At 41.0% G+C, this 25,278-nt stretch carries 25 protein-coding genes; 18 read left to right on the top strand and 7 right to left on the bottom strand.

The features are described from left to right. Positions 1–109: 109 nt before the first annotated feature. The 10 genes from QZ735_RS16980 (at position 110) to QZ735_RS17025 (ending at position 10,602) form a co-directional block, all read left to right on the top strand. Complete coding sequence (locus tag QZ735_RS16980) at positions 110–1,015, top strand: glycosyltransferase (protein WP_294250954.1); 906 nt, start codon at positions 110–112, stop codon at positions 1,013–1,015. After that, positions 1,012–1,680 carry a hypothetical protein gene (locus QZ735_RS16985; protein WP_294250955.1) on the top strand — a complete coding sequence of 223 codons (669 nt, stop codon included), beginning with the start codon at positions 1,012–1,014 and terminating at the stop codon, positions 1,678–1,680. Before QZ735_RS16980 ends, QZ735_RS16985 begins: the two co-directional genes overlap by 4 nt. Before the next feature lie 10 nt (positions 1,681–1,690). Continuing rightward, positions 1,691–2,641, top strand: a complete 951-nt coding sequence (locus QZ735_RS16990) for a glycosyltransferase family 2 protein (RefSeq protein WP_294250957.1) — start codon at positions 1,691–1,693, stop codon at positions 2,639–2,641. Between the two features lie 17 nt (positions 2,642–2,658). After that, on the top strand, positions 2,659–3,450 hold the full coding sequence (locus QZ735_RS16995; protein ID WP_294250959.1) for a hypothetical protein: 792 nt from the start codon (positions 2,659–2,661) through the stop codon (positions 3,448–3,450). A 12-nt stretch (positions 3,451–3,462) separates the two neighbouring features. Further along, positions 3,463–4,425, top strand: a complete 963-nt coding sequence (locus tag QZ735_RS17000; RefSeq protein WP_294250962.1) for a hypothetical protein — start codon at positions 3,463–3,465, stop codon at positions 4,423–4,425. Positions 4,426–4,439: 14 nt separating this feature from the next. Further along, positions 4,440–5,579, top strand: coding sequence for an acyltransferase (locus QZ735_RS17005; RefSeq protein WP_294250965.1), 1,140 nt, complete (start codon positions 4,440–4,442; stop codon positions 5,577–5,579). A 68-nt stretch (positions 5,580–5,647) separates the two neighbouring features. Beyond that, a complete protein-coding gene (locus QZ735_RS17010) occupies positions 5,648–6,784 on the top strand; it encodes a hypothetical protein (RefSeq protein ID WP_294250968.1) in 1,137 nt (378 codons plus the stop codon). A 123-nt stretch (positions 6,785–6,907) separates the two neighbouring features. Next, positions 6,908–8,704, top strand: a complete 1,797-nt coding sequence (gene asnB / locus QZ735_RS17015; RefSeq protein WP_294250971.1) for an asparagine synthase (glutamine-hydrolyzing) — start codon at positions 6,908–6,910, stop codon at positions 8,702–8,704. Continuing rightward, the gene (locus QZ735_RS17020) at positions 8,704–9,651 is read left to right on the top strand and encodes a glycosyltransferase family 2 protein (RefSeq protein WP_294250974.1); all 948 of its coding nucleotides are present in this window, start codon (positions 8,704–8,706) and stop codon (positions 9,649–9,651) included. Before asnB ends, QZ735_RS17020 begins: the two co-directional genes overlap by 1 nt. A gap of 9 nt (positions 9,652–9,660) precedes the next feature. After that, positions 9,661–10,602, top strand: a complete 942-nt coding sequence (locus tag QZ735_RS17025) for a glycosyltransferase family 2 protein (protein ID WP_294250977.1) — start codon at positions 9,661–9,663, stop codon at positions 10,600–10,602. Here the strand turns inward: QZ735_RS17025 and QZ735_RS17030 are convergent. The 7 genes from QZ735_RS17030 to QZ735_RS17060 all read right to left on the bottom strand — a co-directional run bounded on the left by QZ735_RS17030 (position 10,594) and on the right by QZ735_RS17060 (position 17,796). Continuing rightward, complete coding sequence (locus tag QZ735_RS17030; RefSeq protein ID WP_294250980.1) at positions 10,594–11,520, bottom strand: hypothetical protein; 927 nt, start codon at positions 11,518–11,520, stop codon at positions 10,594–10,596. The genes QZ735_RS17025 and QZ735_RS17030 overlap by 9 nt on opposite strands. A 2-nt stretch (positions 11,521–11,522) precedes the next feature. Beyond that, the gene (locus QZ735_RS17035) at positions 11,523–12,938 is read right to left on the bottom strand and encodes an MBOAT family O-acyltransferase (RefSeq protein ID WP_294250981.1); all 1,416 of its coding nucleotides are present in this window, start codon (positions 12,936–12,938) and stop codon (positions 11,523–11,525) included. After that, positions 12,938–13,321, bottom strand: coding sequence for a VOC family protein (locus tag QZ735_RS17040; RefSeq protein ID WP_294250983.1), 384 nt, complete (start codon positions 13,319–13,321; stop codon positions 12,938–12,940). The genes QZ735_RS17035 and QZ735_RS17040 overlap by 1 nt, the downstream gene beginning before the upstream one ends. Further along, positions 13,321–13,557: an acyl carrier protein gene (locus QZ735_RS17045; RefSeq protein WP_294250985.1), complete on the bottom strand. Its 237-nt coding sequence runs from the start codon at positions 13,555–13,557 to the stop codon at positions 13,321–13,323. Before QZ735_RS17045 ends, QZ735_RS17040 begins: the two co-directional genes overlap by 1 nt. A 10-nt stretch (positions 13,558–13,567) precedes the next feature. Beyond that, a complete protein-coding gene (locus QZ735_RS17050) occupies positions 13,568–14,893 on the bottom strand; it encodes a hypothetical protein (RefSeq protein ID WP_294250987.1) in 1,326 nt (441 codons plus the stop codon). Beyond that, positions 14,893–16,620 carry an HAD family hydrolase gene (locus QZ735_RS17055; RefSeq protein WP_294250989.1) on the bottom strand — a complete coding sequence of 576 codons (1,728 nt, stop codon included), beginning with the start codon at positions 16,618–16,620 and terminating at the stop codon, positions 14,893–14,895. Before QZ735_RS17055 ends, QZ735_RS17050 begins: the two co-directional genes overlap by 1 nt. Before the next feature lie 147 nt (positions 16,621–16,767). Further along, the gene (locus QZ735_RS17060; RefSeq protein WP_294250993.1) at positions 16,768–17,796 is read right to left on the bottom strand and encodes an acyltransferase; all 1,029 of its coding nucleotides are present in this window, start codon (positions 17,794–17,796) and stop codon (positions 16,768–16,770) included. 155 nt (positions 17,797–17,951) lie between these two features. Between QZ735_RS17060 and QZ735_RS17065 the strand changes: the two genes are divergently transcribed. The 8 genes from QZ735_RS17065 (at position 17,952) to QZ735_RS17100 (ending at position 25,201) form a co-directional block, all read left to right on the top strand. Continuing rightward, the gene (locus QZ735_RS17065) at positions 17,952–18,791 is read left to right on the top strand and encodes a glycosyltransferase (RefSeq protein ID WP_294250996.1); all 840 of its coding nucleotides are present in this window, start codon (positions 17,952–17,954) and stop codon (positions 18,789–18,791) included. Further along, entirely contained in the window at positions 18,791–19,954 is a 1,164-nt protein-coding gene (locus QZ735_RS17070) for a glycosyltransferase (protein ID WP_294250999.1), read from the top strand. The genes QZ735_RS17065 and QZ735_RS17070 overlap by 1 nt, the downstream gene beginning before the upstream one ends. Further along, positions 19,951–20,514, top strand: coding sequence for a DapH/DapD/GlmU-related protein (locus QZ735_RS17075; protein WP_294251002.1), 564 nt, complete (start codon positions 19,951–19,953; stop codon positions 20,512–20,514). Before QZ735_RS17070 ends, QZ735_RS17075 begins: the two co-directional genes overlap by 4 nt. Beyond that, positions 20,514–21,665: a glycosyltransferase gene (locus QZ735_RS17080; RefSeq protein WP_294251005.1), complete on the top strand. Its 1,152-nt coding sequence runs from the start codon at positions 20,514–20,516 to the stop codon at positions 21,663–21,665. The genes QZ735_RS17075 and QZ735_RS17080 overlap by 1 nt, the downstream gene beginning before the upstream one ends. Before the next feature lie 12 nt (positions 21,666–21,677). Beyond that, complete coding sequence (locus QZ735_RS17085) at positions 21,678–22,232, top strand: serine acetyltransferase (protein ID WP_294251008.1); 555 nt, start codon at positions 21,678–21,680, stop codon at positions 22,230–22,232. A 251-nt stretch (positions 22,233–22,483) separates the two neighbouring features. After that, positions 22,484–23,152: a carbonic anhydrase gene (locus QZ735_RS17090; RefSeq protein WP_294251010.1), complete on the top strand. Its 669-nt coding sequence runs from the start codon at positions 22,484–22,486 to the stop codon at positions 23,150–23,152. Between the two features lie 20 nt (positions 23,153–23,172). Beyond that, positions 23,173–23,472, top strand: a complete 300-nt coding sequence (locus QZ735_RS17095; protein ID WP_294251013.1) for a hypothetical protein — start codon at positions 23,173–23,175, stop codon at positions 23,470–23,472. A gap of 136 nt (positions 23,473–23,608) precedes the next feature. Then, positions 23,609–25,201, top strand: a complete 1,593-nt coding sequence (locus QZ735_RS17100; RefSeq protein ID WP_294251016.1) for a SulP family inorganic anion transporter — start codon at positions 23,609–23,611, stop codon at positions 25,199–25,201. Positions 25,202–25,278: the final 77 nt, after the last annotated feature.

Below are 25,278 nucleotides of genomic sequence, written 5' to 3' on the forward strand. Positions count from 1 at the left end.
GGGCAAATGATTATTTTCAAAATAAAAACAAGATGATGGTCACTGACCGATACATAAAAAATTCAACGCTGTTCTATTAAAAGCCGAAAAGAAAAATGCAATTCCATATATGATTTCTATTATAATTTCATCTTATCAAAATCATTACTATGATCAGCTTGTTGCCAATATCAAGGAAAGTATCGGCAATTGCGCTTATGAAGTGATACAGGTATGCAATCCTGGAATTATGGGTGTTGCAAAGGCTTATAATACCGGAGCAAAGAAAGCAAACTATCCTTTTCTCCTTTTTGTTCATGAAGACATTCTTTTCAAAACCCCGAACTGGGGAGATTTGCTTGTTTCTCATCTGAAAGAAAAAGATACGGGAATTATTGGTTTGGCCGGCTCATCCTATGTTCCTTGTGCTCCATCGAGCTGGACGGTTTCAGAAAAATATAATGCGGTAAATATCCTTCAGGGGAATAAAAACAATAAAGACTATACTGCTATAAGGACAACTGTAAAAAACAAAACACCCGTATTTGCGGTAGATGGAGTTTTTATGGCGGTTAGAAAAGAGCACTATGAGCAGTTTCACTTTAATGAGAAGCTGCTTTCCGGATTTCATGGATATGATCTTGATTTCAGCCTGCGGATGTCCGGAAAGTTCAGGAATTACGTAGTTGACGATATACTCATTCAACATTTTTCAGGAGGAAATCTGGATAAAACCTGGCTTGATGCCAATATAAAGATAAGAAGAAATACACCTGCTCTTTTTCAAAAGGAAAGAGACCAGGAAACTGAAAAAGAAGCATTCTCTGGATTTTTAAATCGATTTTTCACCTATTATCCGGTAAACCTAAAAAATATTCTCAGCACATTCAGATTTTATCCTGAAAAACTTAATTTTAAAAACCATTTAAAAATTATATATATATATATAAACTATATTCGATATTCGTCAGATTTCAATAAAAAATTAAATGCATCTGCTGAAAATTATCAGATAAATAAATCCCCCCAACAATGATCATAGGAAACGGACTTATTGCCAGCTCATTAAAAAATATAGACTCGGAAGAGCACCTCTTCTTTGCTTCAGGCGTTTCAAACTCTCTCGAAACCAGAAGTTCAGAGTTTGAAAGAGAGTTTTCTCTCCTTCAAGACAGTATTGGAAAAAACCCCGGCAGTAAACTGGTGTATTTCTCCACCCTCAGTGTTAACGACCAGTCGAAACAGGATAGCCACTATGTGCTGCATAAGCTGAAACTGGAAGAATATATCCGTAACCATGCTTCCAGCCACCTGATTTTAAGAATAGGAAATATTGTAGGAAAGGGCGGAAATCCGAACACCCTGTTCAACTTCCTGAAAAATCAGATTCTGAATGACAAGCAGTTTACGGTCCACAGCAAAGCCCGGAGACTGCTGCTGGATATTGATGACATTCCGGCCTTCCTGAATACCAGCTGCCTCCATATAAAAAATGAAACCATTAACTTTGCATTTCCTTATTATTATGATCTTAAGGAAATTATCAATGCCATCCAGGAACAGATCCGTAAAGAAGCGGATTACCGGGAATCGAATGAAGGGGATTTTTATCAGGTGGAATTCGGTGAGACAGCTAACATGTTCTTCAGGGAGAATTCCCCCGAAAAATACCTGAAGACGTTAGCGGAAAAATATATTTAATAAAAAACACATGCCTAAAGTTTATTTTATCATCGTCACTTACAATGCCATGAAATGGGCGGAAAGATGTTTCACCAGCCTGAGGCAGTCTTCTGTTCCCATTCACTGCATCGTCATCGATAATGGTTCAGGAGACGGTACTCAGGAATACATCAGAACCCATTTCCCGGAGGTGGATTTCATACAGTCTGAGCAGAATCTGGGTTTTGGGAAAGCCAATAATTTAGGAATAGAAAAAGCATACCGGGAAGGTGCCGATTTCTTTTACCTGATGAACCAGGATGCATGGATCTTTGAAGACAGCGTCCGGCAGCTTATTGAGGTGTATCAGAATGACCCTGAGCAGCACACCATCGGCATCATGAGCCCGATGCATCTGGATGGGAGCGAGAAGAAAATGGATCTCCATTTTGAAAATTACGTGGCTCAGGATGCACGAAACAACAGGTTTCTCTCCGATCTTTATTTTGGGGAAACCCGGCCTTCTTATGAAATCCGCTTCGTGAACGCTGCCCATTGGTTCCTGCCGAAAAAAACGGTGGAGAAAGTAGGGGGATTCAACCCATATTTCTTCTACGGTGCCGAGGACTATGAATACATCAACAGGACGTCCTACTTCGGTCTTAGGATTCTTGTCTGCCCGGAGAGCAAAGTGGTGCATGATGCAGTACAGGCATTCCATAAAAAACAGCCTGAAAACCATGAAGAGCTCCTGAAGCAGAAAAGGCTTTCCATGATGATGCAGCGGGAAACAAAATACCTGAACCCGGGCTACGATTATAATATTAAAAGAGAAAAAGCCGCATTTGTGTCCTCTATTGCCAAAATGGGCGTTAAAGGCAACCGGAGCGAGTACCGGTTTTATGTAGATCAGTATAAATATTTTTCAAAAAAATTCAAGGAAATTGAAGCGGCCAGGAAAACATCCATGACCGGAAACCACCCTTTCCTGAACCTGTAATATCTTGTTTCCCGTTTATGATGAAAAAACTCCCGATCAGCATCTGCATCCTTTCATGGAAAAGCGGCAAAAACCTGAAAAATTCACTGTCCTCCTATCATAAAAACGGCTTGCTGGAAATGGTGGAAGACATTACCATATTATTTCAGGAAGTAAGCGATGAAGACAGAAAAATTGCCAAAAAATATAAGATCAGCATCATCGGCCTTAATGAAAATATCGGCATCGGCAAAGCAATTGCAAAACTGGCTGAAAAGGCAGCCTGCGAAAAAATACTTTTCCTGGAACATGACTGGGAACTTATTGAAGACCGCAATACAACACTACAGCGTCTGCAGAGCGGTCTGGATCTGCTGGGAGAAGGTTTTGATATCATCCGTTACAGAAGCAGGAACCATCCGGGGCACCCGCTGTTTTCACTCGTCCATAAAGGCAATGAGCTCGGTTATTATGACGACTGGCACGAATGTACCTCCCCTCACCTCCTGGAATCCGTACACTGGCTTGATCCGGCGTCGGCATTCCCGGATAAAATACAGAAAAAGGGAGAATACTTTATCACTACTGCAAGGTGGGCAAACTGGACAAATAATCCTTTCCTGATCCGGAAAGATTTTCTGCTGAACACCATTCTCCCATTCGCAGGAGAATCCGTATCGCTGGAACGGAATATTGCTTCCTGGTGGGTAAAACAGGACTTCAGGATTGCCCAGGGTGAAGGACTTTTCAAGCACAATGACCTCATTAAATATGCTAAAAAAACCCTGTCCCGGAAAATCATCAACAGACTGAAAAATATATTTAAATAAACACAACCCGATATGAAAATCCTTTTCCACGAAAATGAGCTTAATTACAGGGGAACCTCCATTGCCTTATACGATTATGCCGATTTCAATGAGAAATACCTGGGAAATGAATCCGTTATTATCTATGACAGAAATTGCGCCACCAACCATCCGCTGGGAATTGAAAAATTTGAAAAACGGTTCCAGGTCATCGGTTATTCAGACTTCAGCGAGGTAGACCGTTTCATTACCCAAAATAATATTGACCTTTTTTACGCCATCAAAAACGGCGACCGCGACAACATCGATACCCAGGAATGCAAAAGCGCAATCCACAGCGTATTCACTCATTTTGAGCCACACGGTGACGTGTATGCCTATGTATCCGAATGGCTGAGCAGGGAAATGACCGGCGGAACTGCTCCGTTTGTACCGCATATGGTCAATTTTGAAACAGAAACCGATCTGGACCTCAGACCGGAGCTGAATATTCCGGCAAATGCTAAAGTCTTCGGCTATTACGGAGGTCATGCAAGCTTCAATATTGCTTTTGCCCAGCAGACCATAGAGAAGATAGCATCCCAATATAAGGATATCTATTTCCTTTTCATGGGTGTCCATCCTTTCCTTAAAAAGAAATGGTGGAAATCCCTGCCGGCCAATATTATTTTCCTCCCTCCAAGCTCTGACGTCATGATGAAGCTGAAATTCATCAATACCTGTAACGCGCTTCTCCATGCCAGGGAAAGAGGGGAAACCTTTGGAATTACCGTTGCGGAATTTGCCATCAAAGGCAAGCCGGTCATTACTTTTTCAGACCCTCCCGAAAGGGCGCATATTGATCACCTGCAGAACCAGGCCTATTATTACAGCAACAGCAGGGAACTGAAAGATATTATTCTGGATTCGGACCTCAGCAGATCAGCAGAAGAACTGTATAAAAAATTCCTGCCGCATCCTGTGATGGATATCTTTAAAAAGGTTTTTATCGATTAATAACACACATCCGAATGAAAAAAATTTTACATCTGGATATCGGTCAAAACCGTATCTTCGGACTTGATCTATTGAGAATGCTGGCTATTTTATTTGTGGTATTCTCCCACAGTGCTGCTATTTTACCCTCGGGGATCTACTCATTCTTTGATCTGTTTTATTTTGATGGCGTATGCATTTTTTTTGTGCTTAGCGGATTTCTTATTGGCAGCATCATCATACGTTCTGTAGAAAAAAACGGTTTCAGCAGATCTGAGCTTTTCGTTTTCTGGATAAGAAGATGGTTCCGCACCCTTCCGAACTATTATCTGTTTGTTATTATCCTGGCGGTACTGAGTAAAATTTTTATTGCCGGTTTCCCTTTAAGGACAATTACCCCTTTTTTATTTTTCTGCCAGAATATTTTCACTTCAAACGATTCGTTTTTCGGAGAATCCTGGAGTCTCAGTGTGGAAGAGTGGTTCTATTTCAGCATTCCGTTGTTTCTTTTTCTTCTTGTACGCTTATTCAATATAAAATTCAGCAGGGCTCTGCTCATGGTATCAGTTGTTTTGTTATTACTGTCTACTTATCTCCGGTATCATGTATATGCCCATCATACTTTTCTGGAAATGGGAGATTACCGGCGTGTGGTCATCATGAGAATGGATAATCTGATGTACGGGGTAATCGGAGCCTATATCGCTTATTATCATCAAAATTTCTGGGCGGTCATCAGGCATCGGGCCATGATTATGGGAATTGCTCTGGTTCTTATATGGAAATATTTCATTTATCAATATCCGTCAATAGAATCCTTTTATTATATTAACATCTTTTATCCGCTCTTTTGTACAGCTATTTTATGTCTCTTGCCTGTTCTCAGCCGTTATACATTAAAGAACTACGGATACTGGGCAAAAGCCGTATCCTACATCAGCCTGATCTCTTATTCATTATACCTGATCCATTATTCATTGGTGAAAAAATTGTTTATAGATCATATCTTTTATTCATTTTTTGAAGGTGAGGACCTATTCTCGATCATTATAAAAAATCTGTTTTACTGGTGCGCTTCATTGCTCGGAGCTCTGCTTATCTACAAATACTTTGAGATTCCGACTATGAAACTCAGAGATAAAATCCGATTAAAAAACAATGCGCCTCATAAATAAAACAGGATATGAAAGATGTAAAACTATATTTCTGAACAACTGTTTTTAACTGTATGCATCGGTCAAAAATGACAAAATCAAAGATTATCAATTATCTGGTCGGCCTCCTTCTCATAGCCTATTACCTCATTTGTATCCGGAACAGCTATCTTCAGATCGTCACCTTCAAAAACGGATGGTATCTGGGGGAATGGATTATCAATTATCAGGACGGCGGCTTTAAAAGAAGAGGATTATTCGGCAGCCTTTTCATTTTCGTCAATGAGATGACTGCAATCCTATTGGAATATATCGTATTTGCGTTTGTGTTCCTTATCTATACTACGTTTTTTTACCTGCTATTTACCTTGTTTTGGAAGAAGAAAAACAGTCTGTTGACGCTCAGCCTGCTGTTGCTTCCGTCGGGCTTGGGAATGCTGTTGAAAGATCCTACGGTTGCAGCCAAAAAAGACATCTTTTTCCTTGTGCTTTTCCTGATGTATTTTATGGCGCTCCGGGCCAGAATAATAATTAATGATATGGTGGTTTCCGTATTGATTATTGTCTGCATCCTGAATCATGAAGCTGCTTTTTTCTATCTCCCTTCCGTTTCTTATATCTTTTTTATATACGCTAAAGGTTCCGTCTCTCATAAAATAAAGAGAATCGCATTCTTCCAGATCCTGCCGGCACTGTTTACGCTTTTTTTACTGTACCGGTACGGCTTCAGCATACGCACCCCAGATTCACTGGTATTCCTTAAAAACCATGGCCTTGTGCTCGGTCAGCTGGGCATTTATGAATATGATCCGGCCTTTGACGTCATCAGCTTTTACAAAAAACATCTTTACGGATATGAACTCTATAGCATAAGCATCCTGATCAGTTCATTTACTTTTCTGATCTATTACCGGCTGAATAAACTCCGTATCAGCAGCATATTTCTCGTATTTCAGTTGCTTTGCCTGTTGCCGTTATTTTATCTCGCCTATGACTGGGGCAGATGGCTCAACATCCTTTTTACTGTATTAACGATCATTGCCGGCAGTGAAAAAACAGCAGAAGATACCTGGAGTAAAGATGCCGTTGCCATTCTGATTATCATATTCAATTCCTTATGGAGTACTATGGTGCTGCATCTCGGTTTTGTCAGCTTTCCCGTGATTGACCTTTTTCTGAAAAAACTATTCTATTTTTTGTACTTTAAACTTAAAAATATTGTATAATAATAAAAATATAATACCTTCGGGGAAAATAATGGAAAGATGCATTTTCCAATCTGTTTGTCGCAGAATATGTTATCGTAACCCATTGAAATTTCTTGTATTGTAAATAAATGATGAAAAAATATGTGCGGAATAGCAGGAATTATAGCAAATAACGCAGAACATTATCAGCAGGCGCTGAAAAGAATGACTGATGCACTGGCGCACCGCGGGCCGGACGGTGCCCACGCGGAATTCTATGGAAAGGCAGCACTGGGACACCGGCGCCTCTCCATCATCGACCTCTCGGAAAACGGGAAACAGCCCATGTACTCATCCACCCGGAACGAATGCATCGTTCTGAACGGGGAAATTTATGGATATCAGGCCATCAAGGAAAAGTATACCGATTATCCGTACCAAGGAGGTTCTGATACAGAGGTCATCCTCGCCATGTACCAGCAGAAGAAGAAAAACCTGATCCACGATCTTCCGGGGATGTTTGCTTTCGCTATCTGGGACGAGGAAAAACAGGAACTGTTCTGCGCCCGGGACCGCTTCGGGGAGAAGCCGTTCTTCTATGCAACCGGCCGCAACAACGAATTTATTTTTGCATCTGAAATAAAAGCCATACTGGCTTCAGGCCTCATCCGTCCGGAAGTCAATCAGGAAGCCCTCTCCCATTATCTGCAGTACGGATATGTAAGCACTTATCAGAGCATCTACAAAAACATTCATACCCTTCCGCCGGCTCATCAGCTGATCTGGAAAGATGGGCATTTCTCTGTCTCAAGATATTACAGCCTGCCTGCCAAAGACCAAGTCATCAGCCTTTCCGATGCCAAAGAAGAGTTTACGCACCTGCTGAAAAAAGCAGTGCAGAAGCAGTTGGTTGCCGATGTAGAAGTAGGAAGCTTCCTGAGCGGCGGCCTCGATTCCTCATCCATCGTAGCACTGGTGGCGGATTTCCTTCCCCATCAGACCACCATCAGCTTCGGCTACGACCATAAAGAAAGCGAGCTGAAATATGCAAAAGAGATCGCAGACAAGTACAAAACAAATCATATCGAAATCCATGAGCATAAAAAAGATCTTTCCGCTTCCCTGCTTCAGGTAACACCGTTCCTCGATGAACCTTTTGCCGACCGGTCCTTTATTCCCCATTACGAAATCTGCAGGGCTGCCGCACAAAATCTGACCGTTGTCCTCTCAGGCGACGCAGGAGATGAACTTTTCGGTGGCTACAATTTCTACCAGATCGAAAACCAGCTGAGGAACCATTTCAGCTATAAAAATATCATTGCCCAATTCGGGCTGAAAATGTACCAGAAGCTGAGACAGACCTCTTTCATTACCCAAAAAAATATAGCACATGAAAACATCCTGGATTTCCATCAGAACTTTGTGCGGAATACCTTCAGTAAAGAAGAGAAAAAAAGCCTGGGCATAACTGAAGATTACCAGCAGCCATACAGTTTTACTCCGGATTCCGATTCCCTGAACGATATCATGAGGATTGACCTGGAAAAGTTTGTACCCGGAAACATGATGGTAAAGTCCGACAGGATGGCGATGGCCAATTCCCTGGAAGTGCGAACACCGTTTCTGGATGTTGATTTCGCCGAGTTCTGCATCCGGCTTCCCGAACAGCTGAAACTGGACGATAACCGGGATAAAATCATCCTCCGTGATTCCATGCAGTCCTACTGGACCGATACCATCAGGAACCGCCACAAGCAGGGCTTCGGAATGAGCGTGGAAAGCTGGTTTGAAGAGGAAAACCTGATGAAGCTGTCCGATGATCTTCTTAAAGATAAAAGCCAGAAGATCTTTGATTATATCGATTTTGCGAAGACCCAGAAATTCCTTACCAAGGACCATAAGCACTGGAATCTTCTGCAGCTGTCTTTATGGGCACATAATAACCAATCCGTATTATAATGCTGGAAATATCTGTAATTATTCCTGTGTATAATGCTGCTGAATTCCTGGAAAAGGCAGTACAGTCTGCCCTGCAGTTTGATGAAGTAAAGGAAGTGGTGCTTGCCGAGGACTCTTCAACGGACCACTCCCTGGAAATCTGCAGGCAGCTGGTTTCTCTGGATTCCAGGGTGAAGCTTTATCAACATCCGGACAAAGGAAACCACGGGGCCGGGGCCACCAGGAACCTGGGACTGGAAAAAGCAGCTTCCGGATTCATCGCCTTTCTGGATGCCGACGACCATTATCTGCCCAACCGATTCGAAACTGAAGAAGAAGCATTTAAAAACCCTGCTATCGAAGGAGTATTCGGGGCACTTGGCGTAGAATACCTGTCGGAAAAAGGAAAAGAAGAATATAACGCCAAGTTCAACAGTTCTGCGCTCACTACGGTACAGTATGCTGCCGAAGGCAAAGAAATTTTCAGAGGACTGTTGGGCCTGACTCCCAAAACATTCGGGACTTTCTTTCATCTGAATACGCTTACCGTCCGTAAATCTGCTATGGACAGGCATCAGCTCCGCTTCAACCCGGATCTCAGGGTTCACCAGGATTCCGATTTTATCATCAGGCTGGCCTATCACTGTCACCTGAAATCGGGTATTATTGATAAAGCTGTTGCAGTAAGAGGCGTACATGATAATAACCGGATTACCAAGATCGTCCGGTATTCCAGAAAATACAATGAACGCCAGTACAGATTATGGAATTCACTTTATCTCTGGTCTGAAACGGTAAAGGTAGATCATGATGTTAAAAAACATGTATTCCTGCAAAATAAAGCCTTTGAACTGGCCGGACAGTCCGGAATAACAAAAGCGGTCCATCTGATAAAGACTTTCTTAAGCCATCCGGACATTTTAAAAACAAGATACCGCTTCACCTTCAGTAACTCACCTCAATCCTAATAAAAACCCATGAATATTTCCGTTATCATTCCTGTTTATAACGCTGAAAAATATGTAACCCAGGCCGTAGAATCTGCCCTGCAGTTTAATGAAGTCAGTGAAGTAATCCTTATTGAAGACAAATCCCCCGACAATGCACTGGAGGTCTGCCGCCAGCTTGAAATCCGGCATGAAAGGGTGAAGCTGTTTCAGCATCCTGACCAAGGCAACCATGGCGCAGGCCCTACCAGGAATTTAGGTCTTGAAAAAGCCACGGGAGATTTCATTGCCTTCCTGGATGCGGATGATTATTATCTTCCGAACCGCTTCGATGCGGAGAAGGAACTCTTTAAAAATCCGGATGTGGAAGGGGTTTACGGAGCCTTGGGCGTTCATTATTATTCGGATAAGGCTAAAGAACAGTATTACCCTATTTTCGGAGACCGGCTGACAACCGTATACAAAAAACATGATCCGAAAGAGGTATTTCCGGGACAGATCAGCATGCGGGGAAGTTTCGGACTTTTCAGTATAGACTGCCTGACGATCAGAAGATCGTCCATGACTGAAAAACTGAATCCCTTTTTCAAAACCCATCTGAGGCTCCATCAGGATACGGAGTTCCTGTTCAGGCTGTCTTATTATCTTGATCTCTATCCCGGAATTCTTGACCAGGCGGTTGCCATGAGAGGCGTCCATGAAAACAACAGGATTACAGCAATCGATTCAAAAAAAGTAAAGCCCGCCACCACCCGGGTTCTCCTCTGGAGGGAAATCCATCAGTGGGCACAAAATGAAAATACCCTGCCGGCAGAAGTAAAACTCCACATCCATCGCATGCTCCGCAGTTATGAAATCGCCCTTGCTACTCCGGTGAAAAGATGGCAGATGATTGCAAAATACCTGGTTACCGATTATCCGAGCATCAGATCAGGGTTGTATAATATTAATTTCAGGGAATATCTATTTTGACTTCCCTTTTTTGGAAAGAATTGAGTCCGCAATCTGTGCCGTAAAAATCTTTCCGGATTCTTTATACATATGGTTACCGTCTGTATAAATATAATCCTCTTGTTTTGAAGAAAAATCGAAAAATACAGCATTGTGTTGGCGGGCAATATCACGAATCAGAATGCTGAATTCCGGAGAATATTGATTCTCAATAGCCATCATTCCTTTAAATGCCGGAATACGTACAATATATACTTTGCCTCTCTGATTGAGATATTCAATTATTTCCTGTAAAGCATTCAGTCTGAATGGGGAAATTTTCTGCTTGTCAATCATCGCCCTGTAACCCTCAACTTTTTTTATTTCACGTTTCCTGATACTGTCCTGATTAATGTCAACTGTGACTTCCATCCAACCGTTTTTATGCAGAAACGTATTTGACCTTACGACAGACTCCCTTTCCTTAACTATATTAAACCAGCTTCTGGGATAGTGCTTTATGAGATATTCATAATTAGGCGTCATATTAAAGAAATGCATATCTGCCAAAGGAGAATTTTTATCGGGATCTCCGTTTTCGCTGTCCCATTCCTCATCAACGGAAAGACACCAAGGGTCTACTGTAAGAATAAAAATACCGTTTTTTGTATCAGGAGCAATCTTCTTTTTGATGGCTTCAAGATAAACTTTACCATAAGGCGAATCACCGATATTGAATGCAAAATTAATGAATTGCCTGTCTTTGAACTTCCGGTCAAGAACATCCGGAACAACAGCCTGTACACCACGTGAATCGCCTAATATCATATTATCCGGCGGCGGCCCGGTGAAATGCCGGTAGTTATCATCCGTATTACCGTCTGCATAACTTCCCAGAAATAATAGCACACCCAGAATACCGATACCGTACAAAGAAATTTTAAATAAAAATTTTTTCATAACTAAAACTGTTCATAAATGAAATTTCCAGCACCGAAAATTCCGAAATACATAATCATAAAAACAAGAAAGATATAAATGGTCCTGCGGATCAGCGGCCTGAATCTGCTGATTTCGAGCCCATGTTCCTTATCCTTATTGATCCAGTCTATAATGACCAGGATACTAATCAGGCCCAAAATTTTGATTTTAACAAACTGTGGTACTGAAAACAAGGATGTACTAAAAATTTTCATATACATTCCTAATGCAGCAGACAGATCCGGGGCAACAAACAGCACCAGCGCAAAGCAGACCATAAGCATGGTGAGGAGAATATTGCCCAGCTCTTTGGCTGTAGGGAAAGTTCCTGAAATTTTCTGCTTTTTATTCATCTTATTATTAACAATCAGCGGAATGTAGTACAATCCATGTAACAGCCCAAATAAGACAAAGGTTACCCTCGGACCGTGCCATGCACCGATTAAAATAAAATTCAGTATAATAGCTGCTATAAGGCCTTTCTTTTCATAATCTCTGAACCGGATTACCAAAGGCGTAAAAACATATTCCGTAAGCCAAGAAGTAAGAGAAATATGCCATTTCCGCCAGTACTCTGCAATATTCTGAGCGAAAAGAGGAAAGGCAAAGTTTTTGGTTATTTTAAATCCCAATAACCGGGCAAATCCAATTGCCATGTCCGAGTATCCTGAGAAGTCCGCGTACATCTCAAAAAGGAAAAGAATAATACCCAAAGAGACCGTGCTTCCCGAAAAATGATCGTAATTCTGAAAAATCTCCTGGGTAACAGGAGTAATGCTGTTTGCAACTACTAACTTTTTGAAGAGACCCAAAAGAATCTGCCGTGCAGCATCAGAACCGCTTTCCAGAGTAAAAATCCTTTCTTTTTTCAGTTGAGGAAGCAGAAGACCGGCTTTATCAATAGGCCCGGAAGTCATACTCGGAAAAAAAGCTATGTAATTAAAGAAGGCAATATAATCTGTTTCCGCTTTCAGTTTATTATTTTTTATATCAATCATATAACTGATCATTCTGAAAGTATAGAAACTGATACCCAGCGGAAGAATAATGCTTAAAACCAATGGGTTTCCGATCTTGAATAATTCGGCAAAAGAACCAATAAAGAAATTAAAATATTTAAAATAAAATAATATTCCGATAGAAAAAACAAGCCCAAGATTCAACCATATTTTTTTCTTTCCACCCTCTTGATTTGCTGCAATATTAAGCCCGATATAGTAAGAAACTGCAGAACTTCCTATCAATAAAAGCAGGAACCTCCAATCCCAAAAGGCATAGAAAATATAACTTGCCAAAAGCAGGAATATATTCTGGGCCTTAAGTTTCTTACTTAAAGCCCAATATCCTGCAAAAACAAGCGTAAAGAAAAAGATGAATGTGATGGAAGTAAACTGCATCAATTACCATTTAAGAGTTCAACAATTCCGTAGGAAAGCATAAGAAAAGCCACTTTCCTGTTGTTGAACAGGATAGCTTCTTTCGGTGGCGAGATCAGGATCCCTCCATTTTCTGTGAGGCTTTCGATAGATGTATGAATATCATCCACTTCATAACAGATATGATAATATGAAATCCTCTTCTTCAATAAGTTCTCCACTGGTTTTCCCGCTACAAATTCAATTCTGACACCATCTTCTATAGTCACCATGCATAGTTCTGCCTGTTGATTCTCATCAAAAATAATATCTGTTTCTTCAATTATGGTGTGCAGCTTCCTTATTTTCTCAAGTTCTTCACGAATATTGCTGCAAGCAACACCGATGTGATGAAAGGTCATCATTATTTAGATGCTATAGAATCCATCATTTCCCCTATATTATTCCAAGTCTGGATTTCAGAAGAAGTAAAACGGATTTTAAAAGCCTTCTCTACCGCTACAATCAACTGTATATGAGAAAGTGAATCCCACTCTTCGATATCATCTGCGGTAGTTTCAGGAGTCAGGTTAATTTCTTCATTGTCCAGTTCCTGACGGAATACTTCTGTAAGCTTTGCTAAAATTTCATTGTTGTCCATGTGTATTGTATTACTTTTTTATATTATTATTTAATGTTAAATCTACTATTTTTACAGTGTCCTTCCTTTTTATCAGAAAAACAGCTCCCTTTCTGTATAAGACAGAATCTTTGTTATTGTTTATTATTTTGATAGATCTTAGCCTGTCATCTATACTTATATCTTTATAGTCAAACATTGTATTGGCAATCATTAAAGAAGACCTGCTGTCCAGTATCAAATGATTTATTTTATTCTTCCCTTTAAATGAAGCCATTGTAAAAGCATCATTCTTGTAAATGAGGTCATATTTATCCCTGAGATTTAAATAAACCGTCAGTCCGAATAGGATCACTGATAATATGATGAAAGAATTCTTTGCTGAATGTATGATCGATAGGACAAAGATCATACTGAACAGAATATATGGCGCCATAAACCGTGGTTCCAGGCCCGAAAAAAAAGTGCTGTAACGAAGAGCTACGATGAAGCAATAGTAAAAGACGGCAGAACCAAAAATGAAAAGTATATATTTTGAAGATTTCTTTTTGTATGTTTTTATATATTTTCCCAAAGCAAACATAAGAAAGAAAAGAAGTAAGAAAAAATACACATGATACTTTCTTTTAAATTCATGATAATGACTGATTGTAAATGAACCTTCTAATACAGTAAAAAGGCTGTCTTTATTCTCTGACCGGTTACTACCCGTGATGGTTCCTAAAAAATACCACCGGGCAATATAGGTAATGGCTACCAAGCTAATAGTTAACAATAAGTAAAACGTTCTCTTGTTCAGTTTTAACCCGTTAAGATACAATAAACTGCATGGAAGCAGGAATATTCCAGCATGTTTTGTTTCAATTAAGAACCAAAAGAGAAAAGCCAGCACTGAATAATGTCTAAAAGAATAATCAAAATTCTTAACAATATAGAGGATTGTTATAATAACTCCTATAAATAGCGGTTCAGAAATCCCTGTTATATAAATTCCGCTGAAAATACAGAGGATAAGAATTGCTGCGGAGTCATTATCACCGTTTTCATCGATTATTTTTGCCAGCAGTTTGTATGATACTATGAAAACAGCCAGATTAATAATGTATAGTGTAACTTTCAGAGGCAGCCCTATAAGTGAAACTAATGCTATGATGACAGGATATCCCAATGGCCAGACCGTACTGTATCCGTTTCGAGTATAATAAAGCCGGCCTTCTTTGATGCTATTGGCAAGGTTTATATAATCATAGGTATCTCTGGACAAATAAAAAAAGAACCATACATACACTGAGAAAAGAACCAACAGGGTAATTTCTAAAATACGTTTCTTCTGTATCCATGTCATCATCTCGTTCATCAATGCAATGTATTTATGTAAACTTCTCTCTGCTTATATTTATCTAAACGGATTATCCATTTATCTTCATAGGGCTCAAAGCCCAGCCTTTCATAGTGATTTTTGACCATCTGGTTTTTTGCTGACGGAATATATTCTCCTACAAGATATTTAAAACCATTTTCTTTTGCGGTTTGCACAATGGCATTCAAAGTAAAGTCTTCCATTCCTCTTTTAAGGACCCGGCAACTCATCAGCCATGTATCTATGAAAAGAGTTTCAGTATCCTTTTTTTCCAGTACAATGACGCAGATCAAGCCGTTGTCACCGTATTTATCTGTTAAAGTAAAAGAAAGGGTATGATGATTTTCTGACTGTATCAGGCTATCAATCTCTTTTTCAGTATATCTTATGGTTCTGAGATTAAACTGATTTGAGCGCTGGGTCAGCTGAGAAACTCTTGGTTTTGAGAAAGTATTAAACGGCTGGACTTCCGAAACCATCCTCAAGCTTTTCAGGAAATCATCAACATTGGTAAAACGGTCAAGATCTATAACACGCTTTGCCTCAACCTGATACTGCTTTGTCCTTTCGGCATCATTTTCAGAAAAACCGGAGACTTCAAAAAGATTCAGGCTGTAAAGGTATTCGAGGTATTCTGCAGGATCTTCCGGCAGTTCAGGGACACAAACTTCAGGAAGATTTTCACGGACAATATTTCTTTCGAAAGGATTATCATCCAGGAATACCATAGAATCGAAACCAATATTCAGTATATTCTGTATTCTTCTGATATTATCCGCTTTATTGTCCCAGTTGGCCATAAAAACAGCAATATCATCCAGCCTCAATACCATATCAGGGTGTTTTTCAAAAGGCTCTCTTGCTTTATCTTCATCATTCTTGCTGCAAACTGCCAGGATAACCCCTCTTTTCTGGAGAGCTTTTATCCAGTACTGAAACTCCGTAAAGGCTTTTCCGATCCCCAAGCTTCCGATCTGAATTTTTTCAAGGCCGTCATCCCCTATGACACCTCCCCACATGGTGTTATCAAGATCCAGAATCACGCACTTTTTAAATTTCCCTTCTAAAGAAGCGATAATACTGAAAATCTGATGGGCTACAACCGGTAGGGCATCCATCGAAAGTACCATTTCTGTATTTATGTAAATGTTTGGGGCAAACATAAAATCCCGCCCCCATTTATTCTGTATCGAACAAAGGTCGGCAATAAAAAAATTATCCTTCTTTATAGCGAGTTCAGAAGAAAGGAAATAGTTTAATTTCTTTTGCTGAAAAACAAAAGAAGATTCTGTTTTATGGGAAAAATTACCGAAAATCTGATTATTGATTACCGGAAAATTACAGTAAATAACCCTGCTCCCAGAACGGCTCTGAATAGTCCGGTACATTTCTTCTATAAACTGTATCTTATGGTCTGCGAAATTTAGTTGGGAGTCAAAAGATTTGTAATACTGATTCAGCAGTTTATGTGAAGATTCGAAAATAATAGTATAATCAGCATTAAACTCATAAAATTCCGACGAAGGATCCAGAATCTGCCTGGAAATCTGTCCGAAGTCCGCCTCAAAGATATCCAAGCTGAACCCCTCCCTGCTGGCAGTTCCCCGCAACGCAACATTAAGAAATTGAGTTGCTGTATCCCCCAGAAGGGCTACTTTTAGTTTTTTACTGTTTTTAGTGATTGAACGTGATTCTCTCTTTAATTGGGTAAAGGAAGGATACATAGTTTCGATTATTAAAATACTGTTTTTTTCGTACTGACCACGTTGTGTGAAAATACCGTACTTTCTATTAGAAGCATAATAATGATAGAAGTATGAAAAACTATTTTCATCCGTTGGGTGTTTATTTCGGCACAAAAATAAAGATTTTTATCTAATTTTCAGCATCTTTACATATCCTCTCATGGGTTTTTCAATCCATTCATATAAAATGATGGATACCACGAGCAGACATGGAAGATAAATCAAGAATACCACATTGCTTTTATACACATGAAAATAATCCCAGAGAATTTTTCTGATAATGTACAATACCGGAATATGAACAATGTAAACAGCGTAGCTGATTTCACCAAGATATTCCGGAACCTTCAGGGCAAAAAGTTTTGTTACAGCACCCTTGTTGCAGGATAGCAGATAAATCAGCGGGATGAAAAGGACTGCCATCAGCCCGTTATGGAAATTCAGCGGAATAAAGATCAGGGAAAGCAATACCGCTGCAAACAGAAGGAGTAATAAAACGTCATGGTTTTTCTTCCTGAAATTCTTTATAAAAAAGAGCCCGGCCAGATTTCCGATCAGAAACTCACTGATATGCCAGAGCGGGAAATAATGGCTGAATTCGTGACTCACCGTATGAGGCCCTTTGTAAGACGGAGAACCAATGTAAAGATTCGAAAAAACCTGTGTTCCCAGCCATAGCAGGACCGTAATAATCCAGATGCTTTTATTGCCTTTTGAATAAAAATAATTATACAGGAACGGGAAAACAAGATAAAAAAGAAATTCTACCGAAACAGACCATCCCGGAAAATTCAGCACCAGGGCATATCCCGGAAACCAGCTTTGAAGGCCAGACAGGTAGAGCATCATATTCAGGAAGCTGAAGCCGCTGTATTTCATGACGAGGTAAAGCAGCAGGCCGGTAATATACAAAGGATAGATCCGGGCCACCCGGTTCCTGTAAAAATCAGAATAGGCTATCTTTTCCTTAGTATGGTAGGCTACAATCATGATAAAGCCTGAAAGAATGAAGAAATAACTTACTCCGATATTGGCACGCAGAAAAATATCAGCCAGCCAGGGGATTTTATAAATGAATACATCTTTATTGAAATGGGAAACCACAATGGCCATGGCAGCAAGAAAGCGTGTAAAGGTAATCTGAGGAATTTTCACGAACGTAAAATAATTTTTCTTACTGACAAAGTGTAAGATACGTATGATCCATACCCTCTTCCGTTATGATGTTAAATTTAGGACACAAAAATAAAGATTTTTCGCATATTTTCAGGATATAATTATCTTTGTAAAAATTTATTAACACAAATAGGATGAAGTTCTCTATTTTAATTGCCAACTATAATAACGGAAAGTTTTTTAAAGATTGTTATGATTCTATTCTCGCCCAGGAATACACAAACTGGGAAGTCGTAATTATTGATGACTGCTCAACCGATGATTCTGTGGAAATCATAAAAAAAATAACGGCTGATGATAAAAGATTCAGACTTTATGAGAACAGTGCCAATTATGGTGTGGGTGTTACCAAAGCTGACTTGATAGAAAAAGCCTCAGGAATGATCTGTGGCTACCTCGATCCCGATGATACCATAACATCGAAAGCGCTGAAAAGCGCGGTAGAGGTACTGGAAAAGAAAAAAGATGTTGTCCTTACCTATTCCCGGCTGGCGAAATGTGACGAGCACATGAACATCCTGAAAGAATTCAGGGCTGCCATGCAGGTACCGAACGGACAGAAAACATTTTTCAACTTCCCTGTCCAGATTGCGCCTTTTGTCGCCTTCCGGAGAGATGTGTATCTGAAAGGAAAAAAAATAAATCCTGAACTGAGGATTGCCGAAGATCAGGATCTGTATTTTAAAATGTACGAAGTAGGAAAGGTGCATTTTATCAATCAGACAGATTACCTGTACAGAGCTCATCCCGGAGGGATTTCCCAGAATGAGAATAAGCCTAAATCCAATAGCTATTATGCACGTTCCATCTGGGAAGCCATGCAGCGGAGAGGGCTTAAAACAATCAACGGAAAAAAAATCCCGGAAAGCTATACGGACCCTTCAGAAATTTTTGATCTCCTGCAATACCAGAACAAAATACCTTTCCGTATAAAAAAGAAAATCATCACTATATTGCAAAATATTTTCAGGTAATGTCCGATAATAAAAAAATTAAAGTCCTCTTCAGGCACCGCTCCATGGAAATGGGCGGTGTGGAAAAAGTGGTGCTCAGCATGCTCCACCATCTCGACCGTGATAAATTCGATATTACCCTCTGCCTCAATATGAATCAGGGCGAACTGCGTAACGAAGTTCCTTCGCACATCCGGAAAGTGTATCTTTCGAAAGGAAAAGAAGACCTGTCAGCAAATAAAATCATCAGAAATATTCAGCTGATCAAAAGGAGAATGAAACTGAAGCGCTCCGAAACACACCCTGAGATCTCAGATAAAGTATTAAAGGATACGTATGATGTGGAAATCGCCCCAACCTATTCTGTCTTTGCCTCCGTTTTAAATTCCGGAAATAAAAACTCCAAAAAAATCGGCTGGTTCCATTCGGACATTACAGTACCCAAATTCAGGCCGCTCATCCCTGCCGTCCTGAAGCAGATTCCGCAGTTCGATTATTTCATTTTCGGTTCGCAGCAAACCAAAGATATTCTTGTTAAAACCTATCCCGATCTTCCGTTACCGGAAAACCAGGTCATTCTGAACGCTATTCCTATTGAAGAGATAAGGCATAAAGCAGGTGAATTCAATCCGGAATTCCCGGATAAGCCGGTGTTTGTTTCCGTAGCGAGACTTCATAGCCGGAAAGGCTTCCATAAACTGATGGACGCCCACGCCAGACTGCTTAAAGAAGGTTTTGACCATCATATCGTTGTTATCGGTGATGGCGAAGAAAAAGCCAATCTTAAAATTCAGGCTGAAAAACTGGGCGTAACGAAAAGTTTTGAATTCTTAGGATCTCTTATTAATCCTTATCCCTATGTAAAAAATTCCGACTTTTATATTCTCCCTTCGGAATCGGAAGGCTGGCCTCTGATTATTGCAGACACACTGATTCTTCAGAAGCCTATTATTGCCACCCATGTAGGCGGCGTACCTGAAATGATCGTCCATGGCAAAAACGGCTACCTCATCAAATATGACACCGATGAGATGTATCATGCCATGAAGAAATTCCTGACGGAACCTGAACTTGTATCCCACCTTACGAAAAACCTTGAAAATATTGATGAACAATTCGACAACCGGAAAATCTTCGATGCTGTTGAAAATATCATCATTAAACTCTCAAAACCAACATTATGATCCTACTCTACAGAATCATACTGAAGATCCGATCTCTGTATGAAGACATGATAAAGCACGCCGCCATTAAAGTAGCCATTCATAAAGGAATGAAAGCAGGTGAAAACCTGTATGTGCAGGGAATACCGAACTTTGGCTCAGAAAGTTTCCTGATTGAAATGGGAAATAACGTAACCATTGCAGAAGGCGTTTCATTCATCAATCACGGCGGTGACGGAAGGGTAACCAAAAGAATTGAAAAATACAAAGACGGTAGGACTTTCGGTAGGATAAAGATCGGTGACAATACCTTTATAGGGAAAGGTGCCATTCTTTTGCCGGGGGTTTCCATAGGCAGCAACTGTATTATCGGATCGCTAAGCGTAGTAAGCAGTTCGGTTCCTGACAATACGGTGTACGCCGGCATTCCTGCAAAGCAGATCTGTACCATAGAACAGTATGGTGACAAGCTGCTGGCCAATAATACAGTATATCCCCTGGAACTGGAAGATGACCGGTCTGCACTGGAACAGTATCTGATCAAAAACCTTCCTCACACCTACAAACCCATACGAAAATAATGCCGGCAAAAAAGAAAATGCTGATCCGGATCGGATCCCTCCGCCACGGCGGTGCAGAGAAGGTACTTGTTACTTTCCTCAAAAATATTCCGGCAGATAAATATGAAGTCGACCTGCTGATAAACCTGTACTCAGGAATTTACATCAGCGAGATTCCTGACTGGGTGAATGTATACTATTTGCTGAAAGGTGAAATGATTACGACCAACAGACCGCAGGATATTCCGGTAAAGGCCTGCAGGGTATTGTATCAGAAGATGTTTCTCTGGTTTCCTTCCCTTCTGTACAGGTTGGTCTTAAAAAATAAAAAGTATGATATTGAGCTGGCCGCCATCCATGGCATGTACCGGGAAATCCTTTCGAGCCCGTACAAGGATTCAAAGAAAATAATCTGGGTACAGAATGACGTCTTTAATGTGAAAGAATATACCCGGGAAGTGATCCGGGAATTTTTTAAGTTTGATAAAATCCTGGTAATCTCCAATAAGCTGCAGGAGGAGATGCAGAAGCTTGCAGTAAATGAAAAGGAAAGACGGTCAGTGATTAAAATTTTCAACCCGATCGATAAAACAGATACGCTGAGAAAAGCAGATGCGGTTATTGACGATTATCCTTTTACCGATAAACTTCCCACCTTTATAAGTGTAGGAACGGTATATCCCCAGAAAGGCTACGACCGGCTGCTGAATGTACACAAAAGACTGCTGGATGAGGGCTTACGCCACCAGCTTATCATCATCGGTGATGGCTACGACCTTGATAATATTCAGTTGCAACTGAAAAAACTGGGAGTGGAAGAGACTGCAAAGATGCTGGGCTTCAGAAGCAATCCTTATCCTTATGTGAAGAAAGCAGATTTCTATGTCATGTCTTCAAGGCATGAAGGTTTTCCTACCATTATCGCAGAAACCCTCATTCTGGGCAAACCTGTTACGGCGACTGATATTTCCGGAATCAGGGATCTGTTGCAGGATGGGAAATTAGGAATCGTAACTTCTAATTCTGAAGATGGCATTTATGACGGGATGAAGAAATTTCTTACCGATAAAACCCTGCCGGAATATTACGGAAGACAGATACAAAATACCGAAATGCCTTTTGTGCTGGAAAAATCAGTACAGACACTTCAGGCTATCATTGACGAAGCTTAAAAATCCGTACATATGTCAAACCACTCACTGATCCAGAAAGATTTTTACCGGGAAAGCGGGCAATGGCTCTCCTTCACCGGAATATGGAAAAAGTGCATAAACCCGAATCTGCATTTTATTTACATTCTGAGAAAATCACAGCAGCACCTGAAAACTCCCGTTCTGAACATATTCTGGAAACTTGTCCTCAGGCATTACCAGATCCGGTATGGATTCCAAATTTATCCGGAAACTGAAATCGGTGAAGGTTTTTATCTGGGGCATTGGGGCAGCCTGGTGATCAACCCGAAGGTGAAGATCGGCAGAAACTGCAACATGGCCCAGGGCGTAACCATCGGTCAGCAGAACCGCGGGAAAAATGCAGGTTTCCCGGTAATCGGGAATCAGGTCTGGATCGGTACCAATGCGGTTATCGTAGGAGGCATCACTGTAGGAGACAATGTCCTTATCGCACCCAATGCCTATGTAAACTTCGATGTTCCGGGAAATTCCGTGGTGATGGGAAACCCGGCAAGGATCTATCCCAATGAAGAGGCTACAGAGGGCTATATCAACAATAAAGTATAGGCACTTTTTCAGGATGTATCCGGATTAAATGCAGATACCTGAATATTTTATCTATTTGTTTATAATTTTATCTTATATTTAGTAAAGGTACAGCCTGCAATCAACAGCAATTGATTGCCGCCTCTTAAAATGTGTTAAAAGTAACGGCCTTGCCTGCAAAATGTATATTTTTGTATCATTATTGATTTAATCTATTGATTTTTAAAATAATTTAAGCGAAACAAATAATATAAACCTTTTAAATTTAATTTATGTCACAATCGTACGAAGTTATTTTCGAAAACAACAAAAGATGGGTAGAGTCCAAAATCGGTGATAACCCAAGCTTCTTTGAAGAACTTGCAAAAACCCAGACCCCTGAATATCTTTATATCGGATGTTCAGACAGCAGGGCTACCGCAGAAGAACTGATGGGAGCGAAACCCGGAGAAGTATTCGTTCACAGGAACATCGCCAACGTAGTCAATTCTCTGGACATGAGCGCAACAGCCGTTATAGAGTATGCGGTACAGCATCTTAAGGTGAAACACATCATTGTATGCGGACATTATAACTGCGGCGGTGTGAAAGCTGCGATGACGCCTCAGGATCTGGGCATTCTGAATCCATGGCTGAGAAACATCCGCGATGTCTACAGAATCCACCAGACCGAACTGGACGCTATTGAAGATGAGAGCAAACGTTATGACAGGCTGGTAGAACTGAATGTCCTGGAGCAATGCATCAATGTTATCAAAATGGCCTGTGTACAGGAAAGATACATCCTTGAAGAGTATCCTATCGTCCATGGTTGGGTTTTCGACCTGAGAACCGGTAAAATTATCGATCTTGAGATTGATTTCGAAAAAGTTTTAAAGGATATTCAGAAAATCTACAACCTCAGTGAAGATACCTGGGTGATGAGCAGAAGAAAAAACTGATTCTTCCAAACCATGAGTGCATGAAATTCTGGAGCATTATCACATTACTGCTTTTCCTTAACTTTACGGCTTTACCGGGTATGGCCGCTGTTTTCGGTTGGGATCTTACCAGGACCAATGTGGTCGTTAACGAAGAAGAGCCTCATTCCCACTCAGCTTCTCTTATCCTGTATGAAAAGACGCTTCCAAAGACAATGGATGTCTATGACTACCTGAAATTTTTTGAACCTTCTTTTGAAGTTCATCCTTTTGTACTGATCGATGATTCTTTTCATCTTTCCCCTTTGCTTACCCTGTTTTCACCGCCTCCGGAAGCTTAATTTACTTGTTTACACTCTTTTTCGCACACATTCCTGCCGGTTTTTCCGGTAGTAACGAATGGGTGTCCCCTATCCTATTTCCAATTTTGTACAGGGACCGTCAGCGGTTGCCTGTACCATTCACAGCAAGTTTATCATGAAAAAAACATCATTCATCGGAGGAATCAAAGAGAATTTCCCTTCAGGGCTCGTTGTATTTCTCGTTGCACTTCCCTTATGCCTGGGAATTGCACTGGCTTCCGGTGCTCCGCCTCTTTCCGGCATCATTGCCGGTATTGTAGGAGGCCTGGTGACCGGTTCCATCAGTAATTCAAACATCTCGGTTTCCGGACCCGCGGCAGGATTAACAGCCATTGTGCTGACAGCCATTACGGAACTGGGGGCTTTTAACATCTTTCTCTGTGCAGGGATGGTTGCCGGCAGCATCCAGCTGATTCTGGGATTTATCAGGGCAGGAAGCATTTCCAGTTATTTCCCCAATAATGTGATCGAAGGGATGCTGGCCGCTATCGGGATCATCATTATTTTAAAGCAGATCCCCCATGCCCTGGGATTTGACAGAGACTATGAAGGACACGAATCAATATTTGACAATGGACTGAACTTCGGGTATTTTACGGAACTGTCCGGAGCTGTCCATCCCGGAGCCATCCTGGTAACGGCCGTTTCTGTTGCCATTCTCATTGCCTGGGACCGGATCTATTTTTTGAGAAGAATAAAGATACTTCCCGGCGCATTGATTGCCGTAGTGGCAGGAATTGTACTGAACCAGATTTTCAGAATAACGGGAAGCTCACTGGCCATACAGCCACAGCATCTCGTTTCCCTGCCGGTTCCGCAATCCTTTGAAGATTTCAGCCATCTGGTAACCTTACCCGACTTCAACGGATTTATGAACCCGAAAGTATGGATTGCCGGTGCTACCATTGCCATTGTGGCCTCTATCGAAACCCTGCTGTGTATAGAGGCATCCGACAGGCTGGATATGCAGCGGAGGATTACCGATACCAACCGGGAACTGAAAGCCCAGGGTATCGGGAACCTGATCAGCTCTTTTATCGGTGGCCTGCCCATGACTTCCGTAGTGGTGAGAAGTTCAGCCAATGCCAACGCAGGAGCAACTTCAAAGACTTCTACCATTATCCATGGGATGCTCTTGCTGATCTGTGTGCTTTCTATCCCGGTAGTGCTGAATCTGATTCCGCTGGCTACATTGGCCTCAGTACTTATCCTGGTAGGTTATAAACTGGCTAAACCGGCAACCTTCAGCCATTTCTGGCAACTTGGGAAATTCCAGTTCATCCCTTTTATTGCTACCGTGGTCGCTGTGGTGGCTACGGACTTGCTGAAAGGCGTAGGCATCGGCCTGGCTATTTCTGTTTTCTATATTTTGCAGGGAAATATGAAAAGGGCCTATTATCTGAGTAAAGAAAAACTGAACGAGGCGGACGGAATTATCATCAGGCTTGCAGAAGAGGTCTCTTTTCTGAATAAAGCAGCCATAAAGAAAACACTGAAAAATATTCAGCCTAATTCCAGTGTGACCATCGATGCACGGGAAACTTCTTATATTGCCACCGATGTGCTGGAGATGATCCAGGATTTTGCCAACATCCGGGCAAAAGAAGAGGACATCCGGGTAGAGCTTCTGGGCTTCAAAACCTCATACAGGGATTATGAACAGGATGAAAATTCCCATATCCTGGTAACCCACACAAAGGCCATGTAAGCCAGCATAGATTTTATTTTTCCTGTGCAGGAAAAACCGGATCAGAATACTGAAAGCCAGCCGGCCTGAAGTCTTCC

Origin of the sequence: uncultured Chryseobacterium sp., from assembly GCF_913776365.1 — a bacterium.
GTDB lineage: Bacteria > Bacteroidota > Bacteroidia > Flavobacteriales > Weeksellaceae > Chryseobacterium.